The following is a 16581-nucleotide window of genomic DNA, read 5'->3' on the forward strand; positions in this document are numbered from 1 at the left end:
TGGGGGCTTCCTCTTTCTCAGGCGCCGGCGAAAACCGTCAGCACGCCAGTATAGCCGTAGAGATGATGGCGGGCGATCTCGCCGCCGGCGAAAAAGCCGATCAAGGGCGTCTCGCCGCCCAGCGCCTCGTGAACCATGCGGAATTCCGCGTTGGGCTCGCCGAAATGCGGGCCGCCGCGCCCCGAGCAGCTGATATAGAGCGCGCCTCTCATGCCGCCGGCGGCCTCCGCCTGGGCGCGCACCTCCGCGACGATGCGCAGCAGATCATGCTTGGCCGCCTCGGCGTTGCGCTTGCAGAAGGCGAGCCGCATGCCGTCCTTTATCTGCTCGGCGATCATCAGCAGCCCGCCCTTGCGGCCGACGCCGACAATGTGCCGCACTTCCGTATTGGCGCCGAACTGGCCGGGCTTGGCGGAGGCGTCCTCGCCAGTGGCGACGATTCCGGCCAGAGTCTGCGCCAGCTCGAGGCGTAGCGCGGCGTCGTCTATGTCGAGCGTATGCTCCATATCCTCGAGCACGCAGTCGAGCGCGCGCTTCTCGTCCAAGGTCACGAGGTAATTGCCCTGCGCGCGGGTGACGGTCCGCAGCGGGCCGATCGGCTGGCAGCCTTGCGTCACGCGCGAGAACACGGTCGCCTGCGGCCCGAAGGCGACGCCGGTGAAGCCGCCGGCCAGCACCTCATCCGCGATGCACAGCGCCTTGTTGCGCGCCGAGGAGAGGCCGCCGAACTGATAGCCGGTGGTGAGCTTGGCGCTCGCGGCTTCCAGCTTGGCTTGCAGATCGGGCGTGCCGCCGCTGGCGTGGACCAGCGCGGTGAAGGGCTCGAAGCCCTTGGGCGTCCCCTCCAGCGCCTCGAGCGAGGAGAACAGCGCAAAAGCCTCGGCGGGAAGATCGGCCAGCATGATCGCGAGGCCCGGCGCGTCGAAATATTCGACCGCCTCGGCGCCGACGCCGACCCCCACCGTCCCCACGAAATGGACGCCGGGCAGGCGCGCGCGCAGCGCCGCCAAAATGTCGCTCGCCGCCTGGGTGAAATAGTCGGTGAGATAGCACCAGCCGAGATTGGGCGCGGGCGCGTCGGCCCGTTGTCGTTCGATCTGCTCCAGGCAGGAGGCCAAGGCGCTCTTCCAGTCGGCGTCGCCGGCATGGGCGTAAATGAACTTGCTCATGGTCTCTTCCCTCGCGTCCTTGCGCGGGTAGCAACGACCGTGCCGCGGGAGAGACTCGCTACCGCGCCGCCTCGACGGAGGCCGAGAGCTCGGCGAGATCGAGCAGCACGAAGGCGCCGCGGCGGCGCTCCAGCAGTCCCGCCCGCTCGAGCCGGTTCAGCTCGCGCGTGACCGCCTCGCGATGCGTGCTGACGCGGGCGGCGATCTCCGCATGGGTGGGAACGGGCGAGATCACGCCGCGATTCTCGCCGCCGCTGTCGCTGCGCGCCAGCCGCAGCAATTCCGCGTGAATGCGCCCGCGCACGTCGAGATTGGTGAATTCATTGACCCGCGTGGTGAGGCGGCGCACCTCGCCGGTCAGCGTCTCGAGCACTTGATCGCAGACATTGGGATAGCGATGAATCACCTCGCGGAAGATCGCAGGGCTCATACGCGCGATCACCGTGTCGGTTATCGCATGGATCGCCGCAGAGCGCGGCTTGCCGTCGAGCGCGGAGAGCTCGCCGAAAAACTCGCCCTCCTTGATGACGCGCAGCATCAGATCCTTGCCGGCGACGCTCTGGATCGACACGCGCACATCGCCATAGGCGACGAAGTAGATATCCGCGGTGTCGTCCTTATAATTGAGGATGCATTCCTTTTCCTGGGCGCGGCGCCACACGCATCGTGCGTCGAGCTGGGCGATCTCCTCCTTGGAAAGCGAGCGGAACAAACTAACGCGTGCAAGCGTCTGGCTTTTTCGTATCATGCCCCGCGTTCCTGAAAATTTCGTCTTGTCAGCGTTTCAAAGGATGGTCCATGTCGCTTTGGAGTGTCAACTTCGATTTGGAGCGCCGCACGCGCCTCGCCACGGGGCTCACGCTCTTCATCTATGCGGCCTGCCATTTCATCTCGCATGCGACCGGGCTGTTCTTCCTCGACAATCTCCAGGCTATCGGGCACGGCGTCATTCTCGCGCCCTGGCGCAGCAGCTTCGGCGTCGCTCTGCTGCTCTTCTGCTTCACCTTTCACATGTCGCTCGGCCTTTTCGCGCTCTATCGTCGGCGGCATTTGCGCATGCCGGCGATAGAGGCCTGGCAGCTCGGCCTCGGCCTCACCATTCCGCTGCTGCTCGCGCCGCATGTCACCGACACGCGCGTCGCCGTGCTCGCCTTCGGCTTGGAAGATTCCTATTTTCGCATTCTCTATCATTTCTGGATCAGCGATCCGACCTTCGGCCTGCCGCGGCAATTTCTGCTGATGGTCCTCATCTGGTCGCATGGCTGCATCGGCATTCACATGTGGCTGCGCTATCGCGATTGGTATCGCCGCCGCGCGATTCTGTTTCTTCTTCTCGCGCTCGCTCTACCTGTTCTCGCCATAGCGGGCCTGCTCAACTCCGGCTGGGAGCTGATCTTGCGCGCCTATATGGACGAGGCGGTGATGGAGGCGCATGGCCCGCCGGCGAAAGGATCGCCGCATGCGCATGTGCCGGCAATGCTCGCGTCGATCATCCTCTGTCTGCAGATTTCCTATCTCGCGCTGCTCGCCGTCGTGCTGTTGCTGCGCGCCTTGCGCAACATGCGCGAGCGCATGTTCGACACGGTGCGCATAGACTATCGCGACGGCCGCAGCGTTCGTGCGCCTTTCGGCTTTTCCGTGCTCGAGGCCAGCCGCTTCAAAGGCATTCCGCACGCCTCCGTCTGCGGCGGACGCGCGCGCTGCTCCACCTGCCGCATTCGCGTGCTCTATGGCGCGTCGGAGCTGCCGCCGCCCGGCCCGGCGGAGCGCGCCACATTGGCGCAGATCGGCGCGCCGGAGGGCGTGCGCCTCGCCTGCCAGACGCGGCCGAGCTGCGATATCGGCGTCTATCCCATGCTGCCGGCCGACAGCCCGCTCGACGGCCTCTGCGTTCTTCTCGACCAGGGCCGCGAGCTCTTCGTGACGGCCATGTTCGTCGATCTGCGCGACTCGACGAAGCTCGCCGCCAACCGCCTGCCCTATGACGCGATCTATATCGTCGACTCCTACATTCGCGCGACGACCAATGCGATCTTGGCGGAGGGCGGCCATGTGACGAGCGTCGCCGGCGACGGCGTCATGAGCCTGTTTCGGCTGGACGGCGACGCCGACGAGGGCGCCCGCGCGGCGCTGCGCGCGGCAAGCGGGGTATGGCGCGCCATTCGCCGCGTCAGCCGCGATTTCGCGCATGATCTCGAAGCGCCGCTCGCCTTCGGCGTCGGCCTGCACAGCGGGCTCGCCATCGTCGGCGCCGTCGGCCCGACGGACCGGCAGTCGCTGCAGTTTCTGGGCGACACCGGCAATATCGCCGCGCGGCTCGAATCGCTGACGAAGGAGATGGACTGCGTCGCGCTCGTCTCGTCGCAGACCTGCGACGCCGCGGGGCTGCGGCCGCCGCGTGCTATCGTCGAGGCCCCGATCCGCGGCCGCGACGACGCGCTCCCCGCCTTTCCGTTCAAGAAGCTCGGCGATTTCGAGCGCTGGGTCGCCGGCGGCGAGCAGGCGGTCGTCTGAGCCGCCACGCCCGTCCCCGTAGGGAGACTTCTTTCGTTCAGTAGTAGGCGTCGGGGCAGGCCACCTCGTTTCCATCTGCGTCGGCGCAAGTGCAGCCGCCGAGCGACAGAGCCATCGCGCCGATCGCGAAGCCGATGACCAGCGTCAGAGCCTTTGCGCGAACGCCGGCCGGAAAATGGAAATTGGAGAGATCGAGATTCATGTCATCCTCCCTGGATGAGTGTTGGAACGCGGTCGCAAAACATCGTCCGCTCGGGAAATGTCGCTCGGTTCGCCGTTGAGGGATGTGGCCAAGGCCACAGGTCGCGCGGAAAATGTTCCGAGCGGACGAGCCTGTCGCGCCCGACCGCGTCTGGACCTGAAAATTGCATCGCTTCGGCGGCCCTCCCGCGCCGATCGGAGAAACGCAGTCCATGGCGGATATCGCTCGTTCCTGTCTCGCCTTTCTCTGCTTCCTGCTCATCGCCTGCGCCGTCAGCGAGGATCGGCGCCGCATACCCTGGCGCGTCGTCTTCGGCGGGCTGGCGCTGCAATTCGCGGCGGCGCTGGTTCTCGTGCATTTCCCGCCGGCGAAGCAGGCCGTGCTGCTCGCCAATGACGCCGCCGAGGCGCTGCAGAAGGCGACGGAGGCGGGCTCGGGCTTCGTCTTCGGCTATCTCGGCGGCGGCCCCGCGCCTTTCGAGGAGAAGACGCCGGGCGCCGGCTTCATTCTCGCCTTCAAGGCGCTGCCCATGGTGCTGACCATTTCGGCGCTGGCCTCGCTGTTCTTCTATTGGGGCGTGATGCAGCGCGTCGCCGGCGGCTTCGCCTTTCTGCTGCGGCGCTCGATGGGGCTGTCGGGCGCGCTGGCGCTAGGCGCTTCCGTTCACATCTTCGTGGGCATGATCGAGGCGCCGCTGCTGATCCGCCCCTATCTCGCGCGCATGCAGCGCGGCGAGCTGTTCGCGCTGATGAGTTGTGGAATGGCCGGCGTCGCCGGCACGGTCATGGTGATCTACGCCGGCTTCGTCGCGCCTTTCCTGCCGGATGCGCTCGGCCATATTCTCATCGCCTCGGTGATCGCGACGCCGGCCGCCATAGCGGTCGCCGCGGTCATGTCGCCCTGGGATATCTTTAAGGACAATGCCGAAGCGCGGCTCGCCGTGGAGAATCCGCCGACAGGGGCGTTCGACGCTATCGTCAAAGGCGTCTCCGAGGGCGTCGGGCCGCTCGTCGGCGTCGTCAGCATGCTGCTGACGACGATCGCGCTGGTGACGCTCGCCAATATGGCGCTCGCGCATCTGCCGCAATTGGGCGGCGAGACGCCGAGCCTGCAGCTCGCTTTCGCCTATGCCTTCCGCCCCATCGTCTGGCTGATCGGCGTGCCCTGGAGCGAGACGCCGGCAGCCGCCGCGCTGATGGCGACGAAGACGGTGGTGAATGAGTTCGTCGCCTATCGCGACATGAGCGCGCTCGACGCGGAGGCGCTGTCGCCGCGCAGCCGGCTGATTCTCACCTATGCGCTCTGCGGCTTCGCCAATTTCGGCAGCATGGGCATACTCGTCGGCGGGCTGAATGTGATGCTGCCCGGCCGGCGCGCGGAGATCACGCGTCTCGGCTTGCGCTCCATTCTGTCCGGCGCGCTGGCCACCTGCATGAGCGCCACGACCGCCGGATTGCTGATCGGCGGCTGAAGGCCGCTCAGAAGCAGCCTTGCGCCTTCAGCTGCACGAGCCAGGCGCCGCAATCCGAGTGGCGCCGGCGCCCATACCCGTGACCGTGCCCGTGCGGGCCACGGCCCCACTCGTCCTCATATTCCTCGTAGCGACGACGCTCCCGCGCGCGCTCGTGGCGCACGCATTCATTGTAATTATTCTGCATCGCGAGGCACAGCGGCACATTCGGTCCGGCCAGCGCCGCCCTGGGGGCGAAGCCGTCGGTCAGCGAGACGATCCCGGCCAGGATGAGGGAGAGGAGAAAGATGCGCGCCATTTTCGAAGAACCTTTCTATCGATGGCAGCTCTAGCAGATTCGCTCACGCTGAAACAGCGCGACGGCCACGCCGCCGGCGCCAGGGCAAGCCGGCGACATAGCGCAAGACGGGTGCGAGGCCGGCGCGCGCAGATTTCCGCAGGGTGGGCGCTCGTCGACGGCGAACAATATGACTTCAGCCGCATGTCGAAGTCTGAGAAACGTTACTTTGTGAATCGCGCCTGCGGAGGAAAAATCTCCTCGTCGGCGTCGTCGCGCATTCGCTCGCCGCGACGATAATTTGGAAAAGTTATAAGAAACAAAGAAGAAATAGACCAGCGCCGATGAGCGCTCTCTCGACGGCGGCGAGATCGCCTCGATATATAGCGGCATGCTCCTGCGGGCCGAATATTCGGCAAAATCGCGATGCGGGCCGCTCCTGGGCGCCGCAATCTCCACACTGGCAAGCTTTCAGTGCTCATGTGGCGGCCAATGACGAGATATGGCCTTCTCTCCGCCTACCACGAATATAATATTTACATATTAGTAACGCATTATACGATGCGTCGGCTTAGAAGCCGACCAGGGCCTGCGGCGACCAACGGCGCAAAGAGGCGAAGCGGCTCCGCCGGGGAGACCGCGACAATGCTCATGAGGGCGACAGGACAGCCGATGCGTGTGTTGATCGTCGAAGATCAGGCGGAGATCGCCGCTCTGCTGGAAGAAAAGCTCGTCCATGCCGGCTTTGTCGCGGATATCGTCGGCGCCGTCGCCGAGGCGCGCGCGGCGATCGAGGCGGTCGATTACGGCGTCATGCTGCTGGATCGGCGGCTGCCGGACGGCGACGGCGTCGCCATCATCCGCTCGGTGCGCGAAGATCGGCCCAACATGCGCGTGCTGATGCTCACCGCCATGCGCGGCATAGACGAGATGGTCGAAGGACTCGACGCGGGCGCCGATGATTACCTGACCAAGCCCTTCGATCCAGAGGAGCTGATGGCGCGCATTCGCGCCGTTCTGCGCCGGCCCGGACCGCAGGCGGTCCCCTCGGTGCAGGTCGGCGCGCTCAGCTTCGAGCTCGACGAGCAGAGGGGCTTTGTCAATGGCCGGCAGTTTCTGGCGCCCAAGCTGGAGCTCGTCCTGCTCGGCGCGCTGATGCGCCGCGCCGGTCTCGCGGTGACGCGCGCCGCTCTGCTCGAGGAGATCTATGGCGCGCAGGACGCCGCTCAGGTCGACGCGCTGAAGATGCTGATCCACCGCCTGCGCCAGCGCCTGAAGAACCAAGGCGCGCGCGCCGATATTCACGCCGCGCGCGGCATAGGCTATCTCATTCGGAGCGCCCAGGAATGAAGCTCACGCAATCGCTCTCGGCGCGGCTCGTCTTCTACTGAATCCTGTGCCCGCTCGTCGTCTATCTCGCTCCGCCGGTGACGGCGTTCCTGCCGCTCTCGCTTTTCCATGGGCCTGCGCTCGGGCTTTTTTGCGCTGCTTCGCCGGAATGTCATGGCGTTATGGGATAATTTTCATCTTCGGCCGATCGATCGGACGGATTGCCAAAATAAATCTTCTGGGCCAGTCTTGCGTGCGTCGCATTCGGTGATTGTCGGAAATTGCTTGTGCCGAGCATATGGTTTTCACGGGATGCGGCAGGCGCGCCGCGACGGATGGGCGCAACTGCCGGGGCCGGGCTTCGCGCTCTCTGGAATCATTTCGTTCGGCGCCGCGAATTCGCCGCGCATCGGCCGGGCGGATTCGGCATGGCGCTCGCGGCCGCCGCCTTGCTGGCGTGTTTCGGCTCGGAGGCCTCGGTCGGAGAGCCGGTCGGTTCCGCATCCTTTGATATGGCTACGCAATTCTCGGCTCTCATCGGCGGCCTCGCCGCCGCTATGGCGGTGGCCGCGGCCTTGGCGGCGCTCGCTCTGCTCGGCCGCCTTCGTTCACGCTCCGAGAGCAACGCCGATTTCAACGCGGGCGACGCTTGCGCGCGCGTGCTCTGGGAGAATGGTCCGGTCGGCGCCTTCTGCTGGGAGGAGGGCGGCGAGGTGACGGAAGCCAACGACGAATTTCTCCGCATGACCGGTTATGAGCGCGCCGATCTCGCCGCCGGCCGTATCGATTGGCGGGCCGCCACGCGGCTGCTGTCGCCGGCCGAGAACAGCGTCGAGACGGAATTCGTGCGCAAGGACGGCGCGCGCGCGCGGCTGCGGATCCGCTTCGTCGCGCTCGACGAGCGGCGCGGGCGCGGCGTGGGATTCGCGCAGGACGCGGCCGAAGCGCAGGAGTTGCGTCGGCAGGCCGAGCGGCTGAGGAGGCTGGAGCTCCGGGCCATCGGCTTCGCCCATGATATCAATCAGCCGCTCACCGCCGCCGCCGCCTATCTCCAGGCCGCGCGCCGGCGCGCGACGCTCGGCGGCGGCGCGCAGTCGGAGGAGCAGCTCGCGGCCATGGACCGCGCCGGCGCGCAATTGTATCGGGCCGCGCGGCTCGTCGGCGATTGGCGTGAGCTTTTCACGCATGAATCATGCGCGCCGACGGAGATCGCGCTGCATCCGCTGATCCGCGAGGCGTGGGAGACGATGCGCGGCGATCTCGGCGATAGGGTTTCCGCCGAGCTGCGTCTGCGCGCCGAGCGCGATCTCGTGATCGGCGATCGGGCGCAGATCGAGGAGGAGGTGAGCGATCTCCTGCGGGCGGCCGCGCAGGCGGCGATCGCCGCGTCCCGTCGCGAATTGATCATCGTCACATCGGCGCGGGACGGCGAGATCGCCATCGAGATAAGCGACGCCGGCGCCGCGTCGATCGCGCCGTGTGGCGATCCGCGCGCCGCCGCAGAGCCGGCGAGATCGGGCGCGCTCGTCGAGGCTGATGGCGCGCGATTCTCGTCGCAGAAAGCGCATGGGGGCGGCTCCGCCTTTCGGCTCGCTCTCCCTTTGGCCGACACGGCCTGTGGATAACGGGGGCGATGGGCTGTAGCCGCTCGCCTGTCATCGGGAAATGCCCATAATCTTTGGCCCTTCGAAACATGGGGCAGCTCACGGCTGTGCTGAAGCATATCCTCGTCTCAGGGCAAGCCGCTGAAAGTAAAAGCGCTCGTTTGCGTGCTTAGTATTAGTACCAAGCAATGTCACTAAAAGTAATTTTCCTATGGTATAAGTACTAGTGTTACCTACGAGACACAGGCGTCGTCTTTCTGCTTGCGATCTATATTAGGTTGTTTCCTTTACGATCGGAGCGCGCTAAAGAAGAAGGGTAGTCGATCAATAGTGAATCAATTATTCACCCGACGGAATTTGCAACGGCGCAGGGGTTCGGCGTCTGCCGAACCCCTTTTTCATGACGATCCGTCGGGCGCCGCAGGTTGCGGCGCCCGTTTTCTTTTGCAGAAGATCAACGTGTAATCTGGAGATAATCGCTCGCGGCGCGCCGCGAAGGCTCGCCCTGCGCTCATATGTTTTCGACAGCGTGATCCGATCATTGGACCGGATCGCGCTCTCGATACTCGCCTTGCATGCGCGTTTTGATGCGGTTTCCGGCTGAATGCTTCGGCGCGCGTTCTCCTTCTCCCCGCGAGCGGGGAGAAGGAAGGCGGTGAAGATTACGCCAGCCGATCAGCCGGAAACCGTATGAGCGATCGAGGAGCCCTGGCGGTCCGAAACCCGATCAGAGGCCCTGCGGACGTCCGGCGATCGACACCAGCAGCTCGCCGTCGCCGAGCAGGCGCTTGGCCACGCGGCGGGCGTCGTCGAGCGTCACCGCGTCGATGCGGCCATTGCGCTCGTCGAGATAGGAGGGCGCGAATCCGTCGAGCTGGAGATTGACCAGCTGGCCGGCGATCTTCGTCGATGTGTCGAAGCGCAGCGCATAGGAGCCGGTCAGATATTTCTTCGCCTTGTCGAGCTCGTCCGCGCTCGGCCCCTCATTGGCGAGATCGGCGAATTGGGCCTGGATCACCTCCAGCGATTCACGGGCGCGCTCGTTCTTCGTCGCCGCGCCGCCGACCAGCATGGCGCATTTGTCATATTCGTTGAGATGCGAATAGACCGAATAGGCGAGGCCGCGCTTCTCGCGCACCTCGTTGAACAGCCGCGCCGTGAAGACGCCGCCGCCGAGGATGTGGTTCACCACCACGGCGCCGAAATAATCGGGATCATGCCGCTGCATGCCGGGACGGCCGAAGCGGATCGCAGATTGTGGCACGTCGAGATCGATGATGCGGCGCTCGCCGAGCGCGTGAATGTCGATCGCGGGCACGGGGGTGAGAAGGCTCTGCGCCGGCAGGGCGCCGAAGATCGCGTCCAGCTTGGCGGCGAGCGTCGCCGCGTCTATGGCGCCGACGACGGCGATTTTCAGATCGCTGCGCGTCAGCAGGCGAATCCTCAGCGCGTCGAGATCGTCGCGCGTCAGATTTTCGAGACTCTCCAGATCGCCGCGCACCGGCCGCCCATAGGGATGGTCGGGGAAGGCCGCCTCGCGGAAGGCCCTGGCGACCAGCGCGTCCGGGTCATTGGCGTCGCGCTTCAGCCCGGCGGCGATCTGGCCGCGCACGCGGTCGATCGCCTGTTGCTCGAGCCGCGGCTCGCAGAGCGCGACGCGCAGCAGCTCGAAAGCCGCGTCGCTGTTGCGGGAGAGCGTCTGCATATGGCCGGAGATGGCGTCGCGGTCGCATCCGAAGCCGAGCCGGATCGCCAGATCCTCTATGGCGAGGTGGAAGGCGCGGGCGTCATAGGGGCCGGCGCCCTCGTCGAGCAGGCCGGCGAGCAGCGTCGCGAGACCCGCCTTGCCGGCCGGGTCCTGGGAGGCGCCGCCGCGCATGGCGAATTCGAGCGCGACGAGCGGAACCGCGTAGCTCTCGACGAGCCAGGCTTCGATCCCGCCGGGCGTGACGACGCGCTGAATGGTCTCGGCGCGGCTGCGCGCAGGCGCGATGGCGTGGGCTGTCATTGATTTACGCTCCGATGTCAGGCGGCGAGCACGGCGTCTTTGGCTTCGGCGTCTTCGGCTTCGTCCTCGGCCTCGGATTCGAGGAAGCCGGTGACGGCCCGGCGCTTTTGCAGCCATTTGCGGGCCGCGGCGGCGAGGTCGGCTGCGGAGACGGCGTCGATGCGGTCCGGCCAGGCGGCGACATCCTCCACCGCGAGGCCGGTGGCCAGCGATTCGCCATACCAGCGGGCGAGCGAGACCTGGCTGTCCTGCGCATAGACCGCCTCGGCGATGAGGCGATTCTTGGCGCGATTCAGATCGGCTTCGGCGATCTCGGCGGCGGCGAATTTGTCGATCGCCGCGCCGATGGCGTCGTCCAGCTGCTGCAGCGAGACGCCGGGAGCCGGCGTGGCGAAGACCCAAAAACGCGTGTCGTCCAGCGCCGAGCCCATGTAATAGGCCCCGGCGTTGACCGCGAGCTTTTGCTCTACCACGAGAGAATCATACAGCACGCTCGACGGCCCGCCGCCCAGCACATGGCCGAGAACTTCCAGCGTCTCCGCCTCGCCGGGCGCGCCGGTCGTGTAGGAGGGCACGAGGAAGACGCGCTCATGCGTCGGCTGCTCGACCTTCTCGTCGGCGAGCGTCACCAGACGATGGGCGCGGGGCTCCGGCTCGCGCGGGCGCTTGCGGCTCGGCGCGTCGTCGCGCGCGGGAATGCGGCCGTAGCTCTTCTCGGCGAGCGCGCGCACGGTCTCGAAATCGACGTCGCCGGCGACGATGAGTATGGCGTTCTCCGGCGTGTAGAAGCGCCGATAATAATGCAGCGCGTCCTCGCGGCCGAGCGTCTCGATCTCATGGCCCCAGCCGATGATCGGCGTGCCATAGGGGTGGTGCGGGAACAGCGCCGCCTGCACCGCCTCGTCGAGCTGGGCGGAAGGGTCGTTCTCGGTGCGCATGCGGCGCTCCTCGAGCACCACCTCGCGCTCCGGCCCCACAATCTCGTCGGAGAGGACCAGATTCGTCATGCGATCGGCCTCGAACTCCATCAGCGTGCCGAGATGCTCCTTGCCGATGCGCTGGAAATAGGCCGTGTAGTCATAGCTGGTGAAGGCGTTCTCCTGGCCGCCGAGCTCGGAGACGAGATTGGAGAACTCGCCCTGCGGATGGGCGTGCGTGCCCTTGAACATCAGATGCTCGAGGAAATGCGCGATTCCCGACTTGCCGAGCGGATCGTCGGCGGAGCCGTTGCGATACCAGACCATATGGGTGACGACCGGCGCGCGGCGGTCGGCGATGACGACGATCTCCATTCCATTGGCGAGGCGCGAATGGACGACGCCGGCGGCGGCGCTCTCGCTTTTGGCGGCTCCGGCGCGCGCGTCGATCTTGGCGGAGGCGGAGCTGGCGGCGTGATCGGCCGCGATCGCCTCGGCCCCCGGCTGTGTCATCGGCATGATAATCTTTCCTCGCTATAGCGCGTCCGGCGCTCGCCGGCCCGGCCGAGAGAATCCGGCCAGTTTTGAATTCGGCCAAGAGAATTCGGCGCCAGTTCGGCCGCGGGCTTTTCCCGGACGCTTCGACGGAAGCATTCGATCTATATAAGCGCGAATGCGAGGCATGTCAGGCGCCGCGCGCGCCGCGGCCCGGCCTGCAGGGCGAAAGCGGCCCTGGGCGCGCCGCTTCGTCGACGAATGGTAAACGGGTTGCGTCGTCGCCGGCGCGCCCAACAAGGCGTTTTCCGCGGTGATGGCCGCCGCGCCGAAGGAGGAGGGCAAGGTCGCGCTGAAGGCGCCGATCGACGCCTCCGCTCTGCTGCCGAAGGGAAAGAAGCTCTTCCGCTACGAGGGCTCGCTGACCACGCCGCCCTTCTCGGAGGTGGTGCATTGGAATGTCTTCGCCGAGCCGGTGAAGGTGGCGCAGGCGGACATAGACGCCTTCAAGACGCTGTTCCCGATGAACGCCCGCCCGCTGCAGCCGACGCATCGCCGTATCGTGCTGAGCGGCGGCTGAGCGGCGGGGCGCCGGATCGGCGGCTCAGGAGCCGCCGAAAAGGCTGCCGATCATGCCGATCGGATTGGTCCAGCCCGGCTTTTCTTCTGCTTCTTTCGCGCCTTTGCCGCCGGCCACCTTCTGGCGATAGGCCTGCGGCGGCTCGGTCAGATAGGAGCGAGTCGAGGCCTCGCCGGCGCCGCGCGTCTTCGGGCCGGCAGCGGAGCCGGGCTCGTCCGCGTCCGTGGTGATGGTGCAATGGCCGTCCGAGGCGGCGACGAGGCATTTGCGCGGGCCTTCTCCATTCTTGGAGCCGGCGACATTGGGATTCTCGTTGAGGCCCGGCTGGCGCGCGGGGGCTGGCGTTCCTTTGCGGCGCGCGATCTCCTGATCCACCGGCCAGGAGGCGGGGCGCTCGGTCTCCGCCTGCGGCGAGGGGAGCCCTTGGCGATTGGGCGGCACGACCAGCTTGGGATGCTCGCGGAAGACGATCTTCTTGCTCTCGTCCTCGTCGGAATAGACGCCGATGAAGCCGAGGACCGAGGTGAGCGTCGATTTGTCGTCATAGGCCGCGGCCGGGACGACGCCAGTTCCGCCGAGAAACACGAGCGCGAGCCCGGCGCATGCCGGCGTGAGACGCAGAGAGGCTGTCGCCCGTTTCATCGCCCAGATCTCCTCCCATGGGCGCGGCCCCGTCCGAGAGCGCGCGCGATTCCAAACGAGCCGAATTGTTACGGCCAGCTTAACGGCATTTTAGAGGCGTGTGAGGCTCCGGGCCAGCCGAAATCGACGCTGTCAGCTATCCGGCGGCCGGGGTCGGCCGCGCGGCGCCGGTGCGAAAGCTCTCCAGCAGCAGCAGGACGACGCCGAGAAAAATCGCCGCGTCGGCGACATTGAACACGTAATTGGCCAGCGGCCCCACCGGCAGGGCCGTGTGGAAGAAAAAGAAATCCGCCACCGCGCCGCGCGTCAGCCGATCCGCGACATTGCCGAGCGCCCCGCCCACCACTAGGCCGAGCGCCGCCGCGGTGAGTCGCCGCGGCGCCCGCCACAGCCAATAGGAGAGGCAGCCGACGATCGACAATTGAAAGGCGACAAGCAGCGCGCGCGTCGCTCCGGTCTGCGAGGAGAGCAGCGAGTAGGAGACGCCGAAATTCCACGACAGCACGAGATCGAGAAAGGAGGTGAGCCGGATCGGCTGGCGCAGGCCGATGTCGAAGACGTGCAGCATCCAGAATTTATGCGCCTGGTCGAGCGCCAGAGCGAGAACGACCGCGACGAGGCCGAAGGCGCGAGGCGCGGAAAACCAGGGGCGATAGACCAAGACGCTTCCTCTCATTTCGACGAAATGGTCACGCCCGAGGCGGCGATGAAGGGATAGGCGCAATCGCCGAAATTCACGACCTCTTTCGACACGGCGTGAACATCTTGCAGCAATTGTTGGAAATTCCCGCTCACCATGGTCTCGTTCAGGGCGTGCCGCAGCTCGCCATTCTCGATATAGAACGAGTTTTTGGCGATTCCAGAAAAATCCAGATTGTCATTGGGCGCGCCGCCGGAGAAGCGGGAGAACAGAATTCCGCGCTTCACCCCGGCGATCATGTCGGAAAGGCTGGTCTCGCCCGGCCGCACGCGGCTGTTGCGCACGCCCGCCGTCTGCGGCAGACCGAGCTTGCGCGAGAAGAAATAGCCGACGTAAAAATCCTTCAGCACGCCATTCTCTATGATCGGCAGATCGCGCGTCGGCACGCCGAATTCGTCGAAATCCGAGCCTTCCGAGAAATCCGCGGAGCGCGGGGCGTTGTCGAGCGAGAACAATGGGCTGGCGATGCGCTCGCCACGCTTGTCCTTGAACGGCGAGGAGCCGGCGAGCAGCGCCGGGCCGGAGAGCGCGCCCGCGATGGAGGGTAGCAGCCCGGTGAGGCAATGCGGCGTGACGATCACATCGCCGACGAATTTTCCCGCGACCGGCCGGCGCTCCAGCGAGCGCTCGCATTCGGCCATCAGCCGGTCCACGCCGGCGGCCTCGTAGAGCGAGGGGAAGGGCGAGAAGGCGCTCGCACCCACGAAGTTGAAAGAGGTGGTGAGCGGCCCATCCTTGGCCATGAACAAGGCGCGAAAGCCATGCTCGCTGCGCCGCTCGCGTTGGCGCAGGCCGCGCGAATTGGCGAATTCGGTCTCCCGATCGGTGAAAGCGTAGAGACAGTCGCGCAGGCGCAGCAGCGGATGGCGCGCGGGCAGGCTCGCCAGCAATTCGTCGATCTGCCGCCGCATGGCGGCGCGGTCCGGCTCCCTCGGGCCGTGATCGCCCGGCGGCAGCGAAGGCGCGTCGGCTATGTCATTGGCGGGATCGGCGACGCCCGCCTCGGCCGCCGTGGCTGCGGCGGCGATCGCCGCCTCCACCTCCTCGGGTCGGCGGCCGTTCAGCGTCGCGCCGCCGCGCTTGCCGTCATAGAAGAGCGTGATCGTCGTCGTCTCGTTTTCCGTCGAGCGTACGAGTTCGATGCTGCGATGATCGAATTCGATCTCGAAATAGCGCGTGCGGATGCTCAGCGCCTGCGCCGCCGTGGCGCCGGCCGCTTTCGCTCGCGCGAGAATATGGTCGAGGAAGTCGTCCGTCGGCGCGCTCATCCGCGTCCTCCCAGAGTGACGCGGCATTTGATCGACGGGCCGCCCATGCCGACGGCGATCGGCTGCTTCTTGCCGCACCAGCCGCCGCCCGCCGCCCAGCGGAAATCATCGCCCACATGGGTGACGCTCTTCAGCATGTCGAAGGCGACGCCGGAGATGGTGGTGTCGCGAATGGCGCGGCCGAGCTTGCCGTCTCTTATCTCATAGCCGCAATTGACGCCGAACATGAACTCGCTGGTGGCGTCCGCCTGGCCATTGGTGGAGCGCTTCAGATAATAGCCGCGCTCGATCGCGCCGATCATGTCGGAGAGCTTGTCGTTTCCCTTGGCGATGCAGGTGTTGCGCATGCGCACCAGCGGCTCGTCCTGAAAGGAGAAGGCGCGCGCGTTGCCGGCGGGCTCCGCGCCCAGCATTTGCGCGGTGCGCTTATTGTGCAGAAAGTTTCTCAGCACGCCATTCTCTATGATCGCCACATCGCGGCAGGGCGTGCCTTCGTCGTCGACATGAATGGCGAAGGAGGATTTGCCGTCCGGCCCGCGTCCGCCATAATCGCCGAGCGTGATCTTCTCGCTCGCCACCAGCTCGCCGAGATGGTCGCCGGCGACCGAGCCCGCGAGCACGAGATCGGCCTCGCATGTGTGGCCGATCGCCTCATGGGCGAGAATTCCGGCGAGCGCGGAATCGAGCACGACGTCGTGATCGCCGGCCTCGCATTGGCCGCCCTCGGCCTTGCGCCGCAAATTCTCGTGCAGATCCTCGAGCCAGGGCGCGAGCGTCGCCTCGTCGAAGGATTGGTCTTCTATCTCGCCGAAGCCGCCGAGAATGTCATAGAGCTCGACGATTCCGTCATTGGCGGCGACGCTCATGGAGACGACCAGCGCCGCGCGCGGCACGAAGGAACAGGTCGCGGCCCCGTCGCTATTGGCGAGAATCTTCTCGCTCGCATGGCTGGACAGCGAGATGTCGACATTGACGAGGCCCGGATAGCGGGCGCGGATCGCCTCGTCGAGCCGCCGCACGATATCGACGCGCTCTTCCGCCGAGAGCGGCGCGCGCTTGCTGCGATAATCATAGCTTCCGCTTCCCGCCGCAGTGGAGAGCGCGCCGGTCGCGGCGTGGCCGCCGGCGAATTCGGCATTGTCTTGCGCCGTGGCGATGACGGCGGCGAGGCTGGCCTCGTCATCGCCGGGCGCGGCGGCGAAGCCGAAGGCGCCGTTGCGATAGAGACGCGCCGAGAGGCCGCTGTCGCGCGAGCGTCCATTGGCGAGCAGCACGCCTTTGCGCATCATGATGCGGGAGGAATGATTGGCGTGCCAGCGTAATTCCCCATAGGCGGGCAATTGCGCCGCGCGCGCGACGAGCCGGTCGAGCATGTTCGCGGCCTTTCGGGTAAATGAGCTTCTGG

15 protein-coding genes are annotated in these 16581 nt (G+C 66.2%); 5 read left to right on the plus strand and 10 right to left on the minus strand.

Going from position 1 to position 16581, the window contains the following annotated elements; all coding sequences use genetic code 11:
• Positions 1-17 precede the first annotated feature (17 nt).
• Positions 18-1169 (minus strand): FIST N-terminal domain-containing protein, encoded by a 1152-nt coding sequence (locus tag K369_RS20605; RefSeq protein WP_036293789.1) that lies wholly within the window; start codon positions 1167-1169, stop codon positions 18-20.
• Between the two features lie 58 nt (positions 1170-1227).
• Positions 1228-1917 (minus strand): Crp/Fnr family transcriptional regulator, encoded by a 690-nt coding sequence (locus K369_RS20610; RefSeq protein ID WP_036293791.1) that lies wholly within the window; start codon positions 1915-1917, stop codon positions 1228-1230.
• Between the two features lie 50 nt (positions 1918-1967).
• Between K369_RS20610 and K369_RS20615 the strand changes: the two genes are divergently transcribed.
• Positions 1968-3683 (plus strand): adenylate/guanylate cyclase domain-containing protein, encoded by a 1716-nt coding sequence (locus K369_RS20615; RefSeq protein ID WP_051949437.1) that lies wholly within the window; start codon positions 1968-1970, stop codon positions 3681-3683.
• A 37-nt stretch (positions 3684-3720) separates the two neighbouring features.
• Here the strand turns inward: K369_RS20615 and K369_RS26705 are convergent, their stop codons facing one another.
• A complete protein-coding gene (locus tag K369_RS26705) occupies positions 3721-3885 on the minus strand; it encodes a hypothetical protein (RefSeq protein ID WP_156968000.1) in 165 nt (54 codons plus the stop codon).
• A 211-nt stretch (positions 3886-4096) separates the two neighbouring features.
• Here K369_RS26705 and K369_RS20620 point away from each other — a divergent pair, with 211 nt between their 5' ends.
• A complete protein-coding gene (locus tag K369_RS20620) occupies positions 4097-5356 on the plus strand; it encodes a NupC/NupG family nucleoside CNT transporter (protein WP_036296069.1) in 1260 nt (419 codons plus the stop codon).
• A gap of 7 nt (positions 5357-5363) precedes the next feature.
• Here K369_RS20620 and K369_RS20625 read toward each other — a convergent pair whose 3' ends face one another.
• Positions 5364-5654: a hypothetical protein gene (locus tag K369_RS20625; protein ID WP_036293793.1), complete on the minus strand. Its 291-nt coding sequence runs from the start codon at positions 5652-5654 to the stop codon at positions 5364-5366.
• A gap of 651 nt (positions 5655-6305) precedes the next feature.
• Between K369_RS20625 and K369_RS20630 the strand changes: the two genes are divergently transcribed.
• Both K369_RS20630 and K369_RS20635 read left to right on the plus strand, forming a co-directional pair.
• Complete coding sequence (locus K369_RS20630; RefSeq protein ID WP_036293795.1) at positions 6306-6983, plus strand: response regulator transcription factor; 678 nt, start codon at positions 6306-6308, stop codon at positions 6981-6983.
• Positions 6984-7474: 491 nt separating this feature from the next.
• Positions 7475-8587 (plus strand): PAS domain-containing protein, encoded by a 1113-nt coding sequence (locus K369_RS20635; protein ID WP_198033171.1) that lies wholly within the window; start codon positions 7475-7477, stop codon positions 8585-8587.
• A 706-nt stretch (positions 8588-9293) separates the two neighbouring features.
• Here the strand turns inward: K369_RS20635 and K369_RS20640 are convergent.
• Complete coding sequence (locus K369_RS20640) at positions 9294-10574, minus strand: pitrilysin family protein (RefSeq protein ID WP_036293799.1); 1281 nt, start codon at positions 10572-10574, stop codon at positions 9294-9296.
• A 17-nt stretch (positions 10575-10591) separates the two neighbouring features.
• Positions 10592-12010: a pitrilysin family protein gene (locus K369_RS20645; protein ID WP_036293801.1), complete on the minus strand. Its 1419-nt coding sequence runs from the start codon at positions 12008-12010 to the stop codon at positions 10592-10594.
• Positions 12011-12302: 292 nt separating this feature from the next.
• On the opposite strand from K369_RS20645, the gene K369_RS20655 reads away from it, so the two are divergent.
• Positions 12303-12566 (plus strand): carbonic anhydrase family protein, encoded by a 264-nt coding sequence (locus K369_RS20655; RefSeq protein ID WP_245278256.1) that lies wholly within the window; start codon positions 12303-12305, stop codon positions 12564-12566.
• 24 nt (positions 12567-12590) lie between these two features.
• Here K369_RS20655 and K369_RS24935 read toward each other — a convergent pair whose 3' ends face one another.
• The 4 genes from K369_RS24935 to K369_RS20675 all read right to left on the minus strand — a co-directional run bounded on the left by K369_RS24935 (position 12591) and on the right by K369_RS20675 (position 16549).
• A complete protein-coding gene (locus K369_RS24935) occupies positions 12591-13208 on the minus strand; it encodes a hypothetical protein (RefSeq protein ID WP_051949438.1) in 618 nt (205 codons plus the stop codon).
• Positions 13209-13344: 136 nt separating this feature from the next.
• Positions 13345-13869: a signal peptidase II gene (gene lspA / locus K369_RS20665; RefSeq protein WP_036293805.1), complete on the minus strand. Its 525-nt coding sequence runs from the start codon at positions 13867-13869 to the stop codon at positions 13345-13347.
• Between the two features lie 11 nt (positions 13870-13880).
• A complete protein-coding gene (locus K369_RS20670) occupies positions 13881-15176 on the minus strand; it encodes a TldD/PmbA family protein (protein WP_036293807.1) in 1296 nt (431 codons plus the stop codon).
• Positions 15173-16549 (minus strand): TldD/PmbA family protein, encoded by a 1377-nt coding sequence (locus K369_RS20675; protein WP_036296078.1) that lies wholly within the window; start codon positions 16547-16549, stop codon positions 15173-15175. Before K369_RS20675 ends, K369_RS20670 begins: the two co-directional genes overlap by 4 nt.
• Between the last annotated feature and the right edge of the window lie 32 nt (positions 16550-16581).

This window comes from Methylosinus sp. PW1 (genome assembly GCF_000745215.1).
Classification (GTDB): Bacteria; Pseudomonadota; Alphaproteobacteria; order Rhizobiales; family Beijerinckiaceae; genus Methylosinus.